Source organism: Salmonella sp. 32120201201600049SM (assembly GCF_017572835.1).
Taxonomy (GTDB): domain Bacteria; phylum Pseudomonadota; class Gammaproteobacteria; order Enterobacterales; family Enterobacteriaceae; genus Salmonella; species Salmonella enterica.
In genome coordinates this window covers 115009-135530 of sequence record NZ_JAGESA010000009.1, presented here as the reverse complement: position 1 = coordinate 135530, position 20522 = coordinate 115009, and the positions used below count along the sequence as shown (strand labels likewise).

General features: G+C 52.8%; 16 protein-coding genes and 1 pseudogene. 2 read left to right on the top strand and 15 right to left on the bottom strand.

Annotated elements, in window-relative coordinates:
• Positions 1–106: 106 nt before the first annotated feature.
• Positions 107–994, bottom strand: a complete 888-nt coding sequence (gene prpB, locus J4650_RS17385; protein WP_000052221.1) for a methylisocitrate lyase — start codon at positions 992–994, stop codon at positions 107–109.
• Positions 995–1259: 265 nt separating this feature from the next.
• Here prpB and prpR point away from each other — a divergent pair, with 265 nt between their 5' ends.
• Positions 1260–2885: a propionate catabolism operon regulatory protein PrpR gene (prpR, locus tag J4650_RS17380; RefSeq protein WP_124234995.1), complete on the top strand. Its 1626-nt coding sequence runs from the start codon at positions 1260–1262 to the stop codon at positions 2883–2885.
• Positions 2886–3020: 135 nt separating this feature from the next.
• Here the strand turns inward: prpR and yahO are convergent, their stop codons facing one another.
• Positions 3021–3296 carry a DUF1471 family periplasmic protein YahO gene (gene yahO / locus J4650_RS17375; RefSeq protein ID WP_000848026.1) on the bottom strand — a complete coding sequence of 92 codons (276 nt, stop codon included), beginning with the start codon at positions 3294–3296 and terminating at the stop codon, positions 3021–3023.
• A 231-nt stretch (positions 3297–3527) separates the two neighbouring features.
• Here yahO and J4650_RS17370 point away from each other — a divergent pair, with 231 nt between their 5' ends.
• Complete coding sequence (locus J4650_RS17370) at positions 3528–4160, top strand: LysE family transporter (RefSeq protein WP_000433131.1); 633 nt, start codon at positions 3528–3530, stop codon at positions 4158–4160.
• Positions 4161–4200: 40 nt separating this feature from the next.
• Here the strand turns inward: J4650_RS17370 and foxA are convergent, their stop codons facing one another.
• The 13 genes and pseudogenes from foxA to golT form a co-directional block, all read right to left on the bottom strand.
• Positions 4201–6309 (bottom strand): ferrioxamine B receptor FoxA, encoded by a 2109-nt coding sequence (foxA, locus tag J4650_RS17365; protein ID WP_124234994.1) that lies wholly within the window; start codon positions 6307–6309, stop codon positions 4201–4203.
• 145 nt (positions 6310–6454) lie between these two features.
• Positions 6455–7459, bottom strand: coding sequence for a ferrioxamine uptake transcriptional regulator FoxR (foxR, locus tag J4650_RS17360; protein ID WP_000074601.1), 1005 nt, complete (start codon positions 7457–7459; stop codon positions 6455–6457).
• Between the two features lie 95 nt (positions 7460–7554).
• Positions 7555–7747: pseudogene (locus J4650_RS22990) on the bottom strand (hypothetical protein).
• Positions 7666–7851, bottom strand: a complete 186-nt coding sequence (locus J4650_RS17355) for a DUF2474 domain-containing protein (RefSeq protein WP_305954967.1) — start codon at positions 7849–7851, stop codon at positions 7666–7668. Before J4650_RS17355 ends, J4650_RS22990 begins: the two are co-directional and overlap by 82 nt.
• Positions 7797–8807: a cytochrome d ubiquinol oxidase subunit II gene (cydB, locus tag J4650_RS17350; RefSeq protein ID WP_000151049.1), complete on the bottom strand. Its 1011-nt coding sequence runs from the start codon at positions 8805–8807 to the stop codon at positions 7797–7799. The genes J4650_RS17355 and cydB overlap by 55 nt, the downstream gene beginning before the upstream one ends.
• Positions 8804–10207: a cytochrome ubiquinol oxidase subunit I gene (locus J4650_RS17345; RefSeq protein ID WP_000393711.1), complete on the bottom strand. Its 1404-nt coding sequence runs from the start codon at positions 10205–10207 to the stop codon at positions 8804–8806. Before J4650_RS17345 ends, cydB begins: the two co-directional genes overlap by 4 nt.
• A gap of 116 nt (positions 10208–10323) precedes the next feature.
• Positions 10324–10425, bottom strand: coding sequence for a small effector SsaA (ssaA, locus tag J4650_RS17340; protein ID WP_000934834.1), 102 nt, complete (start codon positions 10423–10425; stop codon positions 10324–10326).
• Between the two features lie 276 nt (positions 10426–10701).
• Complete coding sequence (locus tag J4650_RS17335) at positions 10702–13674, bottom strand: type III restriction-modification system endonuclease (RefSeq protein ID WP_023994373.1); 2973 nt, start codon at positions 13672–13674, stop codon at positions 10702–10704.
• Between the two features lie 9 nt (positions 13675–13683).
• The gene (locus tag J4650_RS17330; protein ID WP_023993793.1) at positions 13684–15642 is read right to left on the bottom strand and encodes a site-specific DNA-methyltransferase; all 1959 of its coding nucleotides are present in this window, start codon (positions 15640–15642) and stop codon (positions 13684–13686) included.
• A 188-nt stretch (positions 15643–15830) separates the two neighbouring features.
• Positions 15831–17084, bottom strand: a complete 1254-nt coding sequence (locus J4650_RS17325) for an MFS transporter (RefSeq protein WP_000288502.1) — start codon at positions 17082–17084, stop codon at positions 15831–15833.
• A gap of 291 nt (positions 17085–17375) precedes the next feature.
• Positions 17376–17570 (bottom strand): gold resistance metallochaperone GolB, encoded by a 195-nt coding sequence (golB, locus tag J4650_RS17320; RefSeq protein WP_001159470.1) that lies wholly within the window; start codon positions 17568–17570, stop codon positions 17376–17378.
• A 77-nt stretch (positions 17571–17647) separates the two neighbouring features.
• The gene (gene golS, locus J4650_RS17315) at positions 17648–18112 is read right to left on the bottom strand and encodes an Au(I) sensor transcriptional regulator GolS (RefSeq protein WP_001020583.1); all 465 of its coding nucleotides are present in this window, start codon (positions 18110–18112) and stop codon (positions 17648–17650) included.
• A gap of 11 nt (positions 18113–18123) precedes the next feature.
• A complete protein-coding gene (gene golT / locus J4650_RS17310) occupies positions 18124–20412 on the bottom strand; it encodes a gold/copper-translocating P-type ATPase GolT (protein ID WP_023204765.1) in 2289 nt (762 codons plus the stop codon).
• Positions 20413–20522 lie beyond the last annotated feature (110 nt).

The following is a 20522-nucleotide window of genomic DNA, read 5'->3' as shown; positions in this document are numbered from 1 at the left end:
TTGTAATGTGTAGGGTATTGAGGCGTGTAGGCCGTACCGTAGGCGGGTTAAACGTAGTGCCATCCGGCATTGCCTGATGGCGGCTTCGCCTTATCAGGCCTACAGGCTACGATTTTTTATTCCTGTACAGCGCGTCCAGCTTCTCTTCGAACTGGTAGTAATTGATGCTTTCGTACAGCTCGTTGCGGGTCTGCATGATGTCGATCACGTTCTTTTGCGTCCCTTCCTGGCGCAGCACGGTATAGACTTTTTCTGCGGCGCGGTTCATGGCGCGAAACGCCGACAGCGGATAGAGCGCCATCGCCACGTGCGCGCTGCGCAACTCGTCGGTCGTAAACAGCGGCGTCGCGCCAAACTCAGTGATGTTGGCGAGGATCGGCACCTGCGCCACGTCGGCGAACTGGCGGTACATCGACAGTTCGGTGATCGCCTCCGGGAACAGCATGTCAGCCCCCGCGTCCACGTAAGCCTGCGCGCGATCGAGAGCCGCCTCCAGCCCTTCCACCGCCAGCGCATCGGTACGCGCCATGATCACAAAGTTCGGATCGGTGCGCGCATCCACTGCCGCCCGAATTCGGTCTACCATCTCCTCTTTCGAGACGATCGCTTTGTTTGGACGGTGTCCACAGCGCTTAGCGCCAACCTGGTCTTCAATATGCAGCGCGGCGGCGCCCGCTTTGGCTATGGACTTTACCGTCCGCGCGACATTAAAGGCGGAGGAACCAAAGCCAATATCCGCATCCACCAACAGCGGCAGCGGGCAAACATCCGTGATGCGCCGGATATCGGTTAACACATCATCCAGCGTAGAAATCCCCAGGTCCGGCAGTCCGAGCGAGCCCGCCGCTACGCCGCCGCCAGAAAGATAGATAGCCTGATACCCGGCCCGTTGGGCCAACAGAGCATGGTTGGCATTAATAGCGCCGACAATTTGTAATGGATTCTCTTTAGCGAGCGCGGCGCGAAATGCCTGCCCCGGCGAATGTAAAGACATATCTCGTCCTCATGTTAGTAAATTGTTACTCAGAATGTATTCACCAAAGCAAAGGCTATGCCAGGCAAAGAGGCTGCGAGAAAATTAAATACAATGAGATTTAAAAACAGGTAATTACAGTAATGCCTGTTATGAATAAGCGCGATTAAGGGAAAAGAAAAACGTGTCAGCTAACGTTTCATGAAACGAATCGCTCCGTTTCATTGCAACATTTATGAAACACGTTTAAAACAAAAAATCGCCCCTTAAAGATGAACCTACTGCGATGACGACTGCTCACAGCGCTCCGCGCGATAATAGCGATAAACCGGTGATCTGGACGGTCTCCGTAACGCGTCTGTTCGAACTGTTTCGGGATATCAGCCTGGAATTCGATCATCTGGCGACCATCACGCCTATTCAACTCGGCTTTGAAAAGGCGGTGACCTACATTCGCAAAAAACTGGCGACCGAGCGCTGCGACGCGATTATCGCGGCGGGTTCGAACGGGGCCTATTTAAAAAGTCGCCTGTCAATACCGGTGATCCTCATCAAGCCCAGCGGATTCGATGTATTACAGGCGCTGGCGAAAGCGGGAAAGCTCACCTCGTCTATCAGTATCGTGACCTATCAGGAGACCATTCCGGCTTTACTTGCCTTTCAGAAAACGTTTCACCTCCGTCTTGAACAGCGAAGCTATGTCACCGAAGAGGACGCGCGCGGGCAAATTAACGAACTTAAGGCCAACGGTATTGAGGCCGTCGTCGGCGCGGGATTAATTACCGATCTGGCGGAAGAGGCAGGAATGACCGCCATCTTTATTTATTCCGCGGCGACCGTTCGTCAGGCTTTTCATGATGCGCTGGATATGACCCGTCTGACACGGCGCCAGCGCGTGGATTACTCATCCGGCAAGGGATTACAAACCCGGTATGAACTGGGCGATATACGCGGCCAGTCGCCGCAAATGGAGCAGCTCCGCCAGACGATTACGCTCTATGCCCGCTCCCGTGCGGCAGTGCTGATTCAGGGGGAAACAGGGACCGGAAAAGAGCTGGCGGCGCAGGCGATTCACCAGACGTTTTTTCACCGCCAGCCTCACCGTCAGAATAAGCCATCCCCTCCCTTTGTCGCCGTCAATTGCGGCGCGATTACCGAGTCGTTGCTGGAAGCGGAACTGTTTGGTTATGAAGAGGGCGCGTTTACCGGTTCACGACGAGGAGGCCGGGCGGGGCTGTTTGAAATCGCACACGGCGGCACGCTGTTTCTGGATGAAATCGGCGAAATGCCCTTGCCGTTACAAACCCGACTTTTGCGCGTACTGGAGGAAAAAGCCGTCACTCGCGTCGGCGGACACCACCCGATCCCGGTGGAGGTCCGGGTGATCAGCGCTACGCATTGCGATCTGGATCGGGAGATAATGCAAGGACGTTTTCGCCCCGATCTCTTTTATCGCCTGAGTATTCTGCGTCTGACGCTTCCTCCTTTGCGCGAGCGGCAGGCTGATATTTTGCCGCTGGCGGAAAGCTTTTTAAAACAGTCGCTGGCGGCGATGGAAATTCCGTTTACCGAATCGATACGTCATGGATTGACACAGTGTCAGCCGCTTTTGCTGGCCTGGCGCTGGCCCGGTAATATTCGCGAACTGCGTAATATGATGGAGCGCCTGGCGCTTTTTTTAAGCGTCGATCCCGCGCCAACGCTGGACAGGCAATTTATGCGGCAGTTATTACCTGAGCTTATGGTGAACACAGCAGAGCTGACGCCTTCAACCGTGGATGCGCACACGTTACAGGATGTACTGGCGCGCTTTAAGGGCGATAAGACCGCGGCGGCACGTTATCTGGGGATTAGCCGCACCACTCTGTGGCGTCGTTTAAAAGCAGGTGCCAAAGACCAGTCGGGTAATTAAGACAAATGACAGCGTCCTGAATGCCTGATGGCGCTACGTTTACTGCAGGCCGTCATCCGGCAAAACGGATGACGGTTGCCAGGAATAAAAATACCCGCCGGAAACCCAGGCGGGTATTTTTATGATGCAACGCTTTTATTTCTTTTTATAAATATCAGCCGTACCATGAATTTTATTTTCTGTCTGCCCGGACGTCAGCACCACCACATCCGCCCCTTTTTCATCCGCCTTTTTGATTAAATCTTCTCTGGCGTCCAGCGGCGACATTTCCCCGGTGGTGGAAATCGTGCCAATTTTCGTGTATTCGGAGGCGACTTTATCAAAGTCCGTTTTTTTCATGATTTCTGCGGCATAAACGTTTGTCACGACAAACGCTAATGCGCCAAGCATAACCTTGTAGCCAGTTTTCATAGCAAAACCCTCGTTTTATTATTACGCCATCATCGCTTTATCAGAACAAAAAGGCCGTTCGGACTGATTAAATAAGTAGTGTAGATTGCTGGAAAAATCCAGTCAGCCCCCGCTCTGTCGGCGTAACAACGCGGATTAAAACGCCCCTGCTTTGTGATCTCACTCGCAATCATCTGGTTTGACTATTAATAAGATGAAGGTTATTTCTTGAGGCTAAGAGAAGAGTTGCCTATGGAGCCGTTTCATGCCGTTGTGCTTACCGTCAGTCTGTTTGTGTTAACCTTTTTTAATCCCGGCGCGAATCTGTTTGTGGTAGTGCAAACCAGCCTCGCATCAGGACGCCGGGCGGGAGTCATCACCGGCCTGGGCGTCGCCACGGGAGACGCCTTTTATTCCGGGCTGGGGCTTTTCGGTCTGGCGACGCTCATTACGCAATGCGAAGCGGTATTTTCTCTTATCAAAATTGTCGGCGGCGCCTATTTATTATGGTTCGCCTGGAACAGTATTCGCCACCAGGCGACGCCGCAAATGAGCACGCTCCAGACGCCGATTGCCGCCCCGTGGACAATTTTCTTTCGCCGGGGATTAATGACCGATTTATCCAATCCGCAAACCGTACTGTTTTTTATCAGTATTTTTTCCGTAACGCTTAGCGCAGAAACGCCCACATGGGCAAGGTTAATGGCCTGGGCCGGAATTGTGCTGTCATCCGTTATCTGGCGTATTTTTCTCAGCCAGGCCTTTTCGCTCCCCGCAGTCCGCCGCGCTTATGGACGAATACAGCGCATTGCCAGCCGTGTTATCGGCGCCATTATCGGGATGTTTGCGCTCAGACTTCTCTATGAAGGCGTGACGCACCGCTAATGTTTGCCCGGTAGCCTTTGCTACCGGACGATAAGCGTTATCAAAACGCCCATGACACGCTGCCTACAATGCTACGCTCGGCGCCAAAATAACAATAAGAGAGCGAATTACAGGCAGCGACATAGCGTTTGTCCGTCAGGTTATTTACGTTGAGCTGGGCGCTCAAGCCATTTAACCCAATGCTGGATAAATCATACCCAACTACCATGTCGACCAGTGTATAGGACGGCAACGTGTGGGTATTCAGGCGATCGCTGGTCACGCCGTTGACGTACCGGATGCCGGAGCCCAAAGTCAGCCCCTCTAACAGACCGCTTTTCACATCGTAGCTTAGCCAGGCGCTGGCCTGGTTCCGTGGAGCATAAACCGCGCGCTTACCCTGCTCTTGCGGGCTACTTTTCTTATAACGGATATCAGTATAGGTATACGCCGCCTGCAAACGGACGCTATCCGACAAATGGCTAATGGCCTCCAGTTCACCCCCTTTAGACTCAATTTCACCAATCGAGCGGTACGGATCGGTAGGTTCTTCTTTGGTCGCGATATTGGTCTGGTTAATACGATACACGGCGGCGCTAAACTGGCTGTTCCCCCCCAGCGGTTCGTATTTTACCCCCGCCTCCCACTGCTTGCCTTTCATCGGTTCCAGCACATTGCCGTTTTCGTCGGCGAAGCTGGTCGGCGTAAACGCGGTAGAATAACTGAGATAGGGGGCGACGCCATTGTCGAACAGATAAAGCAACGCGGCACGGGTGCTGACGTTGTTTTTATCGAGATCGCTGCGTGAATCATGAAGTTTGTCGATGTTAGACACGCTGACCCGATCGTAACGACCGCCCAACGTAAAGCGCCAGCGATCCCATGACATCTGATCCTGTAAATAGTATCCGGTCTGCCGCAGCTTATGTTTTTCACGGCTATACAACGTAATGTAATCCGGCTGAGCGCCATAAACAGGGTTGAAAGCGTCAATCGGCGGAAACGCGCCATAATAGCCAGTAGTATGATTACTGCGATCCTGATAATCGATCCCCACCAGCAGACGATGATTAATCGCCCCGGTATCCACGCTGCCGTCGAGCTGATTATCCAGCGCGATAGCCGACATTTTCTCCCCGGAGCCGGAATAGCCGCGATTCAGCGCCGTTTCATTCAACCAACCTGCGGCATAGACCTGATTCAACGTCACTTTGGTATGCAAATAGCGCAATTTTTGCCGTACCGACCAGCCGTTATCGAACAGATGCTCAATGTTATAACCCACCATATTTTCACGGCGATCGTATTTGTCGTAGTCATCTTCACCTTCAAAGAAAGTGTTAGAAATTTTTCCGCCGTTATAAGGTACAACCGTGCCTTGATAAGGCAGTCCGGAGTGGCTACCGCCTTCCGGATCACGGTGCAGATAGGCCATAAGATCAAGACGCGTCCGATCGGTAATTCGCCAGGTCAGGCTCGGCATCAGCGCATAACGTTCCTCTTTCAAGGGGGTAAACTGCGAATCGGCGTAACGTGTCATGCCGCTAAGACGCGCCGCCACACGTTCATTGTCATCCAGTGGGCCGGTCACATCAAAAGCCGCCCCGCGCTGGTTGTGATTGCCGGCAAACAGCTTCACCTCTCCCCCGGCATCAAACGCCGGTTTTCGCGACGTCAACGCGACAATGCCGCCTGGCGATGAACGTCCATACAGAACGGACGCCGGGCCGCGTACCACCTCGATATCTTCCAGAAACCAGGGGTCAACCACCAACGAACTGTGCGAATTGGTGTCGCCCATCATTTTTAACCCGTCGAGATAGACGTTATCCAGACTACCGTCCGAAAAACCACGCAATACGATGTAATCAAAGCGGTTAGAGGCGCCTATCTGATTACTGTATACGCCTGGGGTGTAGCTGACCGCCTGACGCACGCTGGTTGCGCCCTGCTCTTCAAACTGCTGGCGGGTAATAATGGATACCGACTGCGGCGTTTCAATATCTGGCGTCGCCAGCTTGGTCGCGCCACTCTGAACGGGCGAGGTGACAATGACCGTATCATTTTTTGTGGTTTCCTGGGCAAAAAGAGGAAAAGTCGCGCCGCCGATAGCTCCGCCTATCAATAGCGCCATACGCGTTGTCGCAAACATGAACATCTCCAAAGGCATCTTTATTGTAAATAAGAATTATTACCTTTTATAGATAACGGACCACTATGCGTAACGCCAGATTGCCTATGCGCAATGATAAAACATCACCCAAAGCGGCAGAAAACCGGGTTAGCGGCGGATATTACCGTTCTGGCGGGGCGCGTTACGCACAGTGGCGGGACGCCGTCAGAGACGCGTCACGCAGCTCGCCGGGCGAGCAACCATAACGCCGACGAAATGCCGTCGCAAAGTTTGTGGCATGTTGATAGCCTGACATCCAGGCGGCCTGCTGCACGCTGTATCCCTCCATCAGATAACGACGCGCGCGCGCCAGGCGGCAATCGCGCAGATAATCAAACACGGTACACCCATAGGCATGGCGAAACTTGCACCGCAGGCTACTTGGACTCATTGCCGCCCGACGCGCCAGTTCGTTCAGCGTGTAGGCTTTTTCCGGCGTCTGCTCCAGTAAACGCCGAATGAGCTCCAGCCGCTGATATTCACCGGTGACGGGAAGCCCGCGTTTTTGCGTTGCGGGCTGACATAGATTTAGCGCATAGCCCAGTAATTGCAGCATGATGCCTTCCAGCATTAACTGGCGTGACGCCGCATGAGGTCCGGGCTGCTGCGCATAACGTAGCCCCGAAAGCAGAAACTCCGGCACCTGCCAGACCCTCGCCGAGGCCGCGCTATTTTCCCACTCGTCTGCCAGCGAGACAGGCAAACGCTCCCGCCATCCGCCGTCCGGGTACATTCCCAGCGACAAGGTGCGCAATTTACTGTCTGCGCCGTGATGGGCGCGTATCGTCTGCTGCTCACTCAGTTGCGAGCAAAACGCCATCCCCGCGCTCAACAAAAAGGTCTGCTCATTGACAGCCAGCGCGACGTTACCTTCCAGCACCACCAGCATATACAGCGGACTGCTATGGCGAGAGGTGGTTTCATAAGGTTGTAACACGTGAACATCCGAGCGTGTAATGCAAATCCCGCCGGGAAGCGCTATCTCTTCGATATCGCCATGAAGTACGGGACTACTCTGCGTATACTGCGGTAACGCAGGGAAGCGGTAATCAATGCCATAACGCTCGCCAAACGCGATGAAATCGCTGACGGAAAAGATCTTTTTCATCGCCGGGGCGGCGGAAGAGTGACAGGAGATCGGAGACATTATCAATACCGTTTATCTGCGTTATACCAGAGCGTTAGCCACTGTGTAACCATATCACTGCGGCCCGGGAACGACAATAAAGATGAGAATAATTATCAACCGCTATTGAGGGGAGAGATAAGGCGAGCAAAGGTGATCGATAAACGCCGATCTGTCGATAAAAACGCGCTTTCGCGAGAGACGAAAGCGCGTCCGGGGGATATCAGTCAGGAGCGAAATCCTGCGGAGGTCATGAGCAGTCTGAATAACATTCCGACGCCCGCCAGCAGAAGCACGCTGGCGCACCATATCGCGACCATCCATACGACTCGCCGCGACCATTTTTTCACTTTAACCATCAGTGATATCCCTCTCCATGTCGCACTTTTCCACGGAAGACGTAGTAGCTCCAGAAGGTATAAGCCAGAATAATCGGGATGATTATCAGCGCCCCAACCAGCATAAAGCTTTGACTTTGCGGCGGCGCGGCGGCGGCATACAGCGAAATATCCGGTGGAATAATATTCGGCCAAATACTGATGCCTAACCCGCTGAACCCCAGAAAAATCAGCCCTAGCGTGAGAATAAATGGACGCGCATGGGATTCTGGTTTTTTCACGCTGCGCCATAGCCAGACGCTAAAAGCCAACACCAGCACAGGCACCGGCAGGAAGTAGTATAAATTGGGCAGCGTGAACCAGCGCCCGGCGATGTCGTCGTGGGTGAGCGGCGTCCACACGCTGACGCCTCCCATCACCAACAACAAGACGATCAACAACGGGCGCGACAGCGCGCACATCCGGCTATGCAGCGGATCTTCGCTTTTCATAATCAGCCAGGTAGCGCCCAGCAGCGCGTAGGTGACAACCAGACCGACGCCGCAGAACAGGTTAAACGGCGTCAGCCAGTCAAGCTGCGAACCGCTAAAGGTTCGCCCTTCCACCTGAAAACCGCTCACCACCGCCCCCACCACAACCCCCTGGGCAAAGGTCGCCAGGATTGACCCGACGATAAAGGATTTATCCCAGAACGCGCGATGCGACTCGGTGGCTTTAAAACGGAATTCAAAAGCGACGCCGCGAAAGATAAGACCAAGCAGCATAACCACCAGCGGGATAGTCAGCGCGTCGGTGATGACGGCATAAGCCAACGGGAACGCGCCAAAAAGCCCGGCCCCGCCCAGCACCAGCCAGGTTTCGTTCCCGTCCCATACCGGCGCGACCGAGTTCACCATAACATCGCGATCGTGTTTATCGCGAATAAACGGAAACAGGATACCGACGCCCAGATCGAACCCATCCATTACGATATACATCAGCGTGGCGAACACGATAATAGCAAACCAGATAACCGGAAGATCGATGGTCATTCGCGTTTCTCCTGCTCAAGCGATTCTCCCACGGCAGAGATAGGACGCGCGGGTCTGCCATCGGTTTCAGCGGTCGGTGTCTCCGCCGGCTGCGGCCCTTTCTGGATAAGACGAATCATATAAATATAGCCAACCCCAAAGACCAGGGAATAGACCACAAAGAAGGCCAGCAAACTGATGCTCATCTGCAAGGTGCTGTGCGCGGAAACCGCATCACGCGTTCGCAGCAGGCCATAGACCACCCACGGCTGACGTCCTACTTCAGTCGTCACCCATCCGGCAAGGATGGCGATAAGCCCGGACGGCCCCATCCACAGCGCAAAGTGCATAAAGGGCCGCGAATGATACAGTCGGCGTCGGTAGCGTAGCCACAGGCTGGCCAGCCCCAGGAAGATCATCAGTACGCCCATGCCCACCATCAGACGGAAAGACCAGAACACCACGGTAGAGTTGGGGCGATCCTCTTTGGGATAATCTTTTAGCGCAGGCACCTGTTTGTCCAGGCTATGCGTCAGGATCAGACTGCCCAACGCCGGGATCTCAAGCGCATAGCGGGTCCGTTCCGCCTCCATATCCGGCCAGCCTACCAGCGTAAGCGGCGTTGGCTCGCCGGGCGTATTTTCCCAGTGCCCCTCAATCGCGGCGATTTTGACCGGCTGATGCTTCAGGGTGTTAAGGCCATGCATATCGCCAATCAATGCCTGAACGGGCGCCACCACGACCGCCATCCATAGCGCCATCGAGAACATACGGCGGATAGCCGGCGTATCGTTACCTTTCAGTAAATGCCAGGCAGCGGACGCGCCGACAAACATCGCGCTACTTAAAAACGCCGCAACGGACATATGCAACAGGCGATACGGGAACGACGGGTTGAAAATCACCGCGAACCAGTCCACCGGGACCACCTGACCGTTGTGAATTTCAAATCCCTGCGGGGTATGCATCCAGCTATTAGACGCCAGAATCCAGAACGTCGACATTAACGTACCCAACGCCACCATACAGGTAGACAAGAAATGCAGGCCCGGCCCGACTTTGTTCCAGCCAAAAAGCATCACGCCTAAGAATCCCGCTTCCAGGAAGAATGCGGTGAGCACTTCATAGGTTAATAAAGGCCCGGTGATACTGCCGGCGAACTGGGAGAAACCGCTCCAGTTCGTTCCGAACTGGTAAGCCATGACCAGACCGGAGACCACGCCCATCCCGAAGTTGACGGCAAAAATTTTGAGCCAGAACTGATAGAGCGAGCGCCAGACAGGATTACGCGTTTTTAGCCATAAACCTTCCAGTACCACCAGGTAACTGGCTAAGCCAATCGTAATCGCGGGGAAAATAATATGAAAAGAGACGGTAAAGGCAAACTGGAGTCTCGCTAAAAAGAAGGCATCAAACTCCATGTTCCCTCCCGTTTATATATAGTCACTTCGTGTAAAATATTCACTGTTCGCAACCAGGTTGAAACGAAACGGTTATTTTCCCCAAACGTAAAAACGTTGGGGAATATCCAGATAAATTACGATTTTTTTTGCGGCTGGCTGTCAGGCTTATCGCCCGACTCTGGCGCTTCGGAGGGGTCGTCTTTTTCGACAGCGAAACGGTAGTATCTATTTAGCATAACATGTCTCCCTTAGTTACATTCACTTAGCAATATCTACCTGGCCGTTATAAAAATAACGGCAAAACAAAAAAACAGCGTCCTCAAGACTATTTGCAATTTCAGCAAAATACGCTTAGCTGAAAGTTAAGAATAGACGTAAAACGATAACCTTCAAGTCAACGCGGTTTACGGGACGGGGGATTAGCACAGGGATAATGACCGCAACGCTCGCTGCGCGGCGGCCATTTTATATGGTCTATCAAAAAGATAACCGTTAAGGTCTATTCAAACCCGTTAGTTTACCTTCCCCTCAATCAAGCCATTGATGGTAGAAAATACCGCCGGCGCGCTGGTCGCTTCCGCAAACTCGACATTGATATTTTGCCGACGCAGCATATCGAAGAATTTACGTTGCGCATCAAGAATAACCTGATCGCCTACGCGCATATTTTCTGCTTTAGTTTCAACCAGTAAATAAACGCTGTCGGCGTCCTGACGCTCAATACGGTACACAAAATCCGGCGTAGTAGAGCCTCCCGTATATTTGGGGATCTGAATGGCCCGCTTAGGCAGTTTGCCAAACACAGAAACCTGTTGCGGATAATCGTATTTTAATAGCGGCAATTCTGGATCGACGCTGTCATAACGCAACGGCGGTATTTGATAGAGAGAACGGGGATCGTCTATCGCATTCTCATCCACATTTTTTCCCACAATTTCAGCGCTAATCTCCTCTCTGAACTGCCGTGCCGTGGAATCAAATACCGACGTTGAAGCCTGAAAGTCGAGAGGCAGATAATCGTGGCGCTGCGCAAAATGCGCATTAATCCGCGTCTGTAATGCGCGGGTCATATTGTCCAACGAGATCTCGCTTAAATAGCGTGAATCTCCGTGCAAAACATCACGCAGCATCGCCATTAACACCGGGTGCAGGACGTTAACCGGCAGACTGGTGCGTAACGCCAGTTGCTTAAGAAAATGGCCATATTTCATGCCCGCCATAAATTCGCTGGCGGCTAATTCGCCTTCCCGCTGCGCCACTTCAAAACGGCCATTATCTTCATTCGATACCAGCCGTTGTTGCACCTGGCTTGGCTTCTGGCGTATATACAGCGCCGGATCGCGCAGCACCTCGGCGGCAATCTGTTCCAGAGACGCGCCGCTACGCTCGAATTGCAGCATATAACGACGGGAAAACTGCTCCCAGATACTGCTAAGTTGTTCCCAATTCTCTTTGCGTAACCTGACTCGCAGTCGGGAGGCGGGCTTATTGTCACGAATGCGATCCGCTCGCACCCGCGCCTGCGTCAGCTCAGGGTAGAACTCCAGTAGCCACGCAAAACCACTTTTGGTTTCCCCGTTAAGCGTGACGCTGGGTTTAAACTCATTACTCCGGTTGATCAGTTTTTTATCATCCAGATCTTCCAGCAAACGAAGCTCCGTAAACGCAGGATCGACTTTTTGCCGCTCGGTGACGATGAGTGTGATCATCGCCTCATCCAGTTTCTGCTCGTTAAGCTGAACTTTGCTGTCGCGATTAATCTCATCAACCAGCATACTGGCAAACGCTTTTTCATCATAACCAATCAGAAACGACAGTCGGGACGGCCACTCTTCCTGATGAACGCGATGGCCGTTTTCATCTACCGGTAGCCGCAGGCCGCGCCCCACTTCCTGAATTTTGCTCGACTCGCTACCGGAAGAACGTAATTTAGCAATGACAAAAACATTCGGGTTATCCCAGCCTTCGCGAAGCGTCCATTTTGAAAACAGAAAGCGGCGCGTTTCCCAGTTGCCGTGATGGTCTGAAAAACTGAGCAACTTCTCTTTATTTTTCAGAATATCATCTACCTCAGCCTGGATCGCCTCATCGCCGCTTCCGCGGTCTTCGCCAAAGTAACCAGCGTGGACGTTTTGGTTATCCGAGTGCAGGCTGGCGAGCGTGGCCTGCAGAAACGACAGATACTCCACTTCTCGCGGCAGGGTCTTGCGCTGATAATCGTCAATCAGTTGCGTCAGTTTCTTTTTCAGTAAACACTCAAACTTCAGTTTCAACCAACCTTCGTCATCACGATAGCTTTTAATACTGTCAATAAAGAAAAGGCTTAAGGTCTTAATACGCGGGGCATTATTTTCTGGCTCATTGCTGCGTAAGAAATTTGCCTGCTCTGTATCAAAATGCTTATCAATGGCTTCCTGAATAATCAGTTCCTGGTAGCTCGCGCCAAAGGTTCCTGGCACCAGCGCCATCCCTGCCTCCAGCTCCAGATCGTTCGACAACATTTTACTGCCGGCATATTCGATACTGCCTTCAAATCCTGCATCGACATCGGCGAGATTTTCGCCCACGCCAACCTCGGCAATTTTGCTCCCCCGTCGGAGGATTAATTTCTTTGCCGTGACGCTGTCAACGATATAACGATTGTTGGCCTGTTCTTCGGGGAGATTCGGGTAATAAATATCAATACCTTTCACCAAACCATCGTTAAAACTGTCCACCGCGTTGAGATCAAACTGCGGTTGCCGGCGATAGTAATCTTTACGTACACATTTATTTTTACCCTTACCTTCGACAATATCCGGGAAGGTAGCGCCAAAGCGGACGATCATTTGCGGCTGAATAGCCTGAATCGCTCGATAAAATTTGTTATCTCGCGCAAAACGATGCGGTTCATCAATAATGACCACCGGTCGCGTCATTTGCAGCCCTTTAACAGGCGACGTCAGCCCGCCCAGTAACGTTTGATCGTAATCGTCTCGCGTCATACTGGCGGAATTGAGCATTTGCGCATTGATCAGCAAAACCTGAATCGTATGGCTATCACGACGGCTGGCATCAGTAAAACTTAATAACTGGGCCGGAAAATTTTTACGCCCCGACTTTACTTTAAAATCACCGGCGTTAATGGTGCAAAGTTCCATCCGCGTATTTTCGTAGAACTGTGAAAAATGCTGTCTGGCGTAATCGCTGGTGATAAAGTTCCGCGCGCCTTCTTTAATGGCTGGCGTCGGCACTACCAGCACAAATTTGAAGAGGCCATACTTCTGATGCAATTCATACATCAACCGGGTATAGACATAGGTTTTGCCCGTCCCGGTCTCCATTTTAACGTCAATATTGGCCTTATCGTCGTAACGTTCCTTAATCAGCGGATTAGCATAGTGATTATGATCGGCCTGCGCGTGATCGATACCGGTGAAACTCGCCAGAATCGCCGCTAACGCCTGTTCCTGATGGGGAAGTTCTTCCAGTAAAATATTCATCATCATCCCCTCTTAATAACGCTTCACCAGGTTCACTTTTTGATCAAGCTGTTTTAAGCCGATTTCCAGTTCACGAATGGATTCAAGGTCGAAAGAGTAGCCGTAAATGACAATGGTCTGAACCGGAAGCTGGTGCGTACCAATGTGGTTGAGAAGATCGCGGGTCTGCTCGGTTCCCCATCGTTCATCAATCAGATACAGGCGCGTATTATCAACATACCTGGCGCAATAGCCGGAAAAATCAACGGTCTGTACGTCAATATCCATTTTATAACCATCGGCGACCAGCCATGTCGTTAATAAGGTCTCTTCGCCGCTTGCGCCGCCCGGCACGCCCAATCCTCTGGCGGAAAAAGGATTGATCATGTCGGTAAATCCTGACTCGGTAAAAGCGGCCAGTTGACCGCTGGTATTGATAAAATGGCCGGTAGCAATATCGAAGCTATCCAGATCGTCCAGCGTCTGCTGTGTCGGAGTGGCAAAACGATAATGTTTAAAACCGAGATCGCTATTGGTCGCGGGATTGTTGGCGCGGATCTTCGCCGCAACGCGTGTAATTCTCTCGCGGCTGATTTCATCAATAGTGTTATAACCTGCTTTTTTCGCGATAGTGTTATTGCTTAATGCCTGATCGATAGTACACAGAATAAACGTGCGCTGCCCCCCATCTTCTTCATTCAGCGCCATCACCGCATGGGCCGTAGTACCGGAACCGGCAAAAAAGTCCAGGACGACGCCGTCTTTATCGATAGCGAGCTTGATGATTTTCTTCAATAATGCGGTCGGTTTCGGCGTATCAAAAACGTTGTCGCCGAAGAGATCCAGAATCTCCTTTTTCCCCTCTTTATTCGACGCTACGTTATCCCAGTAATTGGTCGTTGGCTGCCCTTTACTGTGATGCGCGTACATGACTCGCTGGGGAATACCGCCGTTATCTTTGCCAAAATAGACCAGATTATCGGCCACCAGTTTTTGGTAACTGGCTTCAGGATAAGCCCATAGTCTTTCGTGTACCGTACCGTTCGGCGTGGTAATTTTATAGGTATAGCCGCCGCCGCTCAGCCCTTTTGACACCGTTAACGGCACCGGTCGCCATTTCCCTTCTGGAAACTGTTCGGTCGGTTCTTTATAGGATTTCTGAATATACTCTTTAGAAAGCGGTTCTAAACGTAAAGCGCCCTGACCGGTTTTGGCATAAACAAGAATGTATTCCCCCTGGATGGAAACGTTATCAGAGTCGTTAGAAATCTCTTTTTTGCGCTTCCACATCACATTGGTGACAAATCCGCCTTCGCCAAAAATCTCATCCATCATTAATTTAAGATTGGCGTACTCATTATCGTCGATAGAGATAAAAATAAACCCGGTATCTTTCAGGAGCTTCCTGGCCAGGAAAAGACGCGGATACATGAAAGATAACCACGCGGAGTGCGTCGATTTACCCTGAATGGATTTTAAACGTGCCAGTTCAGTATCATTAAGACCAAACATATCCTGCAACGCCCGATCGCTATATTCAAAATGATCGGGATAGACAAACCCGTCCGATCCGGTGTTATAAGGGGGATCGATATAGATCATATCGACGGTATCGGCGTAATTATTTTGCAGATGGCGTAACACATCCAGATTATCTCCGGTCAGAAAAAGATTATGACTGTTTTTATTTTCTGCCAGAGTATTGTGTTCCACGTCAGGAACGATAACGGTAACGGATTTTTCACCCGCCTGTTTTTTTGCGTAATCTTTGCCAATAAAATCAATCTGATAACCGCTAGTCAGCTCATCAATATTACGCGCTTTCAGCGCGCTCTCAAATTTGGCGAGATCAAATCCGCCTTTCTCGATCAGTTCGCCCTGCTCGTTATAGCGATCGGCGGTAAAAAATTCCGGTAATGCACGTTGTAACTCAGACAGAAAGGCGCTATTCGGGGCAACAGACTCGTTGTGTTTTTGGTTATCTTTCAACATGATATCTTCGCTCCGTTGACAATTTTAAGGTCCAACAATCAATTTCTTATAAAGAAAAAAGTAAGCGATGATTGTAATGGTCACGAAAGGCAGATGCCATCATTAACCTTTGTTGTTCGTTGAAAGGGCGTGAAAACGACGGGGGGAAGGAGCGCTCCCGGCGACAGTATGCGCCAGGAGCGTAGTGTTTACGTGCGATGACCGATGGCCGACTCCGGGAGGGCGTCGCTATCTGTACCGGAGATGACGACTCCCCGGGTCTCGCGACCAAATGCCACAAATACACAGATTAAAATAGCCACCGCGCCAGCCACGATCGCCATTGCCAACCCGTAATTGCCACCATGCGTTTCCGCGATGCGGGCCTGTAACGTCGCATTAACCGACGCCAGTAAATTACCCAGTTGGTAAACAAACCCTGGCAGCACGGCGCGCGCATTCGCCGGAACCAGCTCGTTTAGCCAGGTCGGCACGACTCCCCAGGCGCCCTGCACCATAAACTGCATCAGGAACGCGCCCAGGCCAATCGTGAATGATCCGCTGGAAAATGCCCATAGCGGGAGTACCGGAAGCGCAAGAAAGGCGGCGATCATGATCGCTTTTTTACGCCCAATACGTTCCGATAGCGTACCGTAGAAAATACCGCCGAGCATGGCGGCAATGTTATAAAAAATCGCAATGATACTGATCAGATGCGGATCAAAACCATGCTGCATCTTCAGGAAGGTAGGATAGAGATCCTGCGTGCCGTGACTGAAAAAGTTAAAGAACGCCATGACCAGCACCAGATACAGACACAACTTCCACTGTTTGCGCAGAACAGGAAGCAGCGCGGTATTCTCTTTACGCGCTCTGGCCGCCAGCCAGACGGGGGATTCCGGCACTTTAAACCAGATATAAGGCAGCAAGACAACAGGCAGGGCGCCAATCAGGAACATGCCGCGCCAGCCTACCATACTGTAGAAGAGGCCAAAAATAACCGAGGCGAACAGATAGCCGCAGGGATAGCCCGCCTGAAAAATGCCCGACATCAGGCCACGCGAACGATCGGGAATGGTTTCCATCGCCAGTGATGACGCGACGCCCCATATCCCGCCCATCGCCACGCCGTACATGACCCGAAAAATCAGAAATGCCATGAAGGTGGGCGACCAGGCGGAAAGCAGTTCAAACACCGTAAAGAACAGAATATTGAGCATCAGTATCGGTCGACGTCCGTACTTTTCCGCCATTCGACCAAATAGCAGCGCGCCAATGGGACGTACCGCCAGGGTCAGCATAATCGCAATGGAAACGTCCGATACGGAAGCGTGAAACCATTCGGCGAGATCGCTAAGTACAAAGACAAGGATAAAGAAATCAAACGCATCCAGCATCCAACTGGTAAAGCTGGCAAACGCCACATGTCGTTGTGTCGTCGTCCAGTTCAGGGGGGTGTACATAGGTAGTGTCCTGCATCAAAAAATAACATCAAGCTTTGAAGCGGCGAAACGCTGGAGCGCTCCCGTCGTCAAAGCGACGTAACAAGGTAGCGTTGCGCTACTTATTTGTTATCTTTTTGTATATAGCAGGTAAAATGTTAGCAAAAATAGACAAATCATTACATATTATTAACAAAGCTTACTGACACATGATTTGTCACACTTTTTATGGGGATTATCTCATGCAAAGGAAAGCGAAGCGTGGCTAGCGTATCGCGACCGGCCTGTCGCCAGACCGATCGCCATTGCCGATTACCTTTCGCGCGGCGGGAAACCGGCCTTTTGCAGGGCGGCGGCAATCTGCTCCGCGGATAGCGACGTTTCAACGTCAACCAGACGCGTCGCCGGGTCGGTTCTCACCGTCGCATTAGCATCAAGAGTCAGAATCGTCTTTTTTACCGTACTGGCGCAGCCGCCGCAGGTCATGTCATCAATATGGAACTGCATAGTGAACTCCTTTTGTTTGGGAACTGTTGCCAGTCTGGGCCTTGCCAGTGTTGGAAGGTCAAGCGTAATCTCAGGACTTACAGACGCTTTGCCAGTCCATGGCGACGAGGACGGCGCAATACCGCTCCGGTACGCGCCTCCGGCTCGCTATCGTCAGGTTGTCCAAGCGTATGCAGAATGGGGCAATCTGGCAGCGCGTCGCCGGCGCAGCAGTGAATCAGCGCTTTGAGGGTTTGCGCCATGTGCTGCATGTTCTGGATACGTCTGTCCAGTTCATCAATGTGCGTCTGCGCCAGGCGTTTGACGTCAGCGCTTTGCCTCGACTGGTTATTCCAAAGATTCAGTAAGTCGCTGATTTCAGCAACTGAAAAGCCGAGATCGCGCGCGCGGCGTATAAAATGCAATTGATTAACATCAGCCTGGGTATAGGCCCGATAGCCGGAATCCGTCCGACTTGCCGCGGGAATCAGACCAATCTGTTCATAGTAGCGAATCATTTTGGCCGAAACTTTCGATGCTTTAGCTGCTTTACCGATGTTCATGACGCTCCTCCTCATGTCGTGGATGTGTCGGATGGGGTTGCCATCGGCGCCCGGAAACGGCGCAGCCGCAAAGCGTTGCCCAGCACGAACACGCTCGACATCGCCATCGCCCCTGCGGCGAATACCGGGGACAATAATATGCCCCAGACCGGAAATAGCGCGCCTGCCGCGACAGGAATCAGCGCCGTATTGTAAGCAAAGGCCCAGAACAGATTCTGGTGGATATTGCGGATGGTCGCTTTAGACAGCGCGATAGCATTCGGCACGCCTTGCAGGTTGCCGGACATTAGTACGACGTCGGCGGATTCCACCGCCACATCGGTGCCGGTGCCAATCGCCAGCCCCACGTCGGACTCCGCCAGCGCTGGCGCATCGTTGATGCCATCGCCGACAAACGCCACCTGCCCATACGCCGCTTTCAGGCGCCGTATCGCCTCGACTTTCCCTTCTGGCAATACCTCGGCAACCACATCATCAATTCCTAACTGTCTGGCGATAGCCTGTGCCGTGCGGGCATTATCGCCAGTGATCATGGCGACCTTAATGCCGAGCTGATGTAAAGCGTTAATTGCGGCGGGCGTACTGGGTTTGATCGGATCGGCCACGGCGATAATCGCCGCCAGTTGACCGTCAATAGCCGCATAGAGCGGCGATTTCCCTTCCTGCCCTAACCGTTCGGCGGTGGTGGCGAAGCCGCTAATATCCACGCCAATTTCGCGCATATAGCGATCAGCCCCCACGTCAACACGCGTACCGTCAACGGTAGCGTATACGCCCATCCCGGTCACCGATTCGAAGCCGTTCATGCCTGGTAGCGCGATCCCTTCCTCTTCTGCCGACACGACAATCGCACGGGCAATCGGATGCTCTGAACGCGATTCTACCGCCGCGACTTTCGCCAGCACCTCACGGCGCTCAAAGCCGCTGGCCACGTCGAGATCGGTCAGTACCGGGCGGCCTTCGGTAAGCGTCCCGGTTTTGTCTACGGCCACCACCTTAGCGTCTTTGAGTAGCTGTAACGCCTCCCCCTTACGGAACAGCACGCCCATTTCCGCCCCACGACCGGTTCCCACCATAATGGAGGTCGGCGTCGCCAGGCCCATCGCGCAAGGACAGGCGATAATCAGAACCGCAACACCATTGATCAGAGCGAAAGTCAGCGCAGGCGACGGCCCAAACGCCAGCCATACCACAAAGGTCAGCGCAGCAATAAGCATTACCATTGGGACAAACCACAGCGTCACTTTATCCACGACGGCCTGAATCGGCAGTTTTGAACCCTGCGCCTGTTCCACCAGACGAATGATTTGCGCCAGCATGGTCTGTCCGCCGACGGCGGTCGCCCGCAGCGTGAGCGCGCCTTTTTGGTTGACGGTACCGCCCACCACCGCGCTTCCTGCGGATTTCTCAACCGGTATCGGTTCGCCGGTAATCATCGACTCGTCAACGAAGCTGCGGCCTTCGGTCACTTCGCCGTCAACCGGGATCCGCTCGCCTGGCCGAACCTCCACACAGTCGCCCAGCACAACCTCGTCGACAGGGATATCCACGATGCGGCCCTCGCGTAACACATGCGCGACCCGCGCCTGTAGCCCCACCAGACGTTTAATCGCTTCGGAAGTCCGCCCCTTCGCCCTTGCCTCCAGAAAGCGCCCCAGCAGAATAAGCGCGACAATCACTGCGGCGGCCTCGTAATAAACGTTTACCGTCCCTTCAGGCAACAGGTCGGGCGTAAAGGTCGCCACCAGCGAGTAGCCGAATGCCGCTGCGGTTCCCACGGCGACCAGCGAGTTCATGTCCGGCGCCAGACGCGCCAGCGCCGGGAACCCTTTAAGGTAAAAACGGCGACCGGGGAGCGTCAGCACCAACAGGGTCAGTGCAAATTGCCAGTACCAGCTTTGTTGCAGGCCAATCGTTTTTATCACCCACTCGTGCATACCAGGAATAAGGTGCGAGCCCATTTCAAGCACAAAAACGGGGAGCGCCAGCACGCTGGCGAGAATCAGATCGCGCTTCAGCCTGACGCGCTCGGCCTCTTTTTTCTCTTCAGAGTCGTCTTCACCCTGCCCCGCCGTCTCTATCGGTCGCGCCTCATACCCCGTTTTTTCAATCGCTGCGATCACCGCCTCCGCCGACGCCGTCCCGCGGACGGTGGCGCGCTCCGTCGCCAGATTCACCGTAGCGTCCGTTACGCCAGGCACAGCCTTAATACCTTTTTCAACGCGAGCGACACACGACGCGCAGGTCATACCTTCAATAAGCAAGCTTATCGTGTCGTGACGATTTTCTGACTGACTCATGACGACTTCCCCATCCTGACTATTCGGTATCAGAAAGCCTAAAGCTTGCCATTGTGGGAAGGTCAAGCGTATTCAGGCTGCACGGTTCGGCGAGAATGTGAGATGGCTCA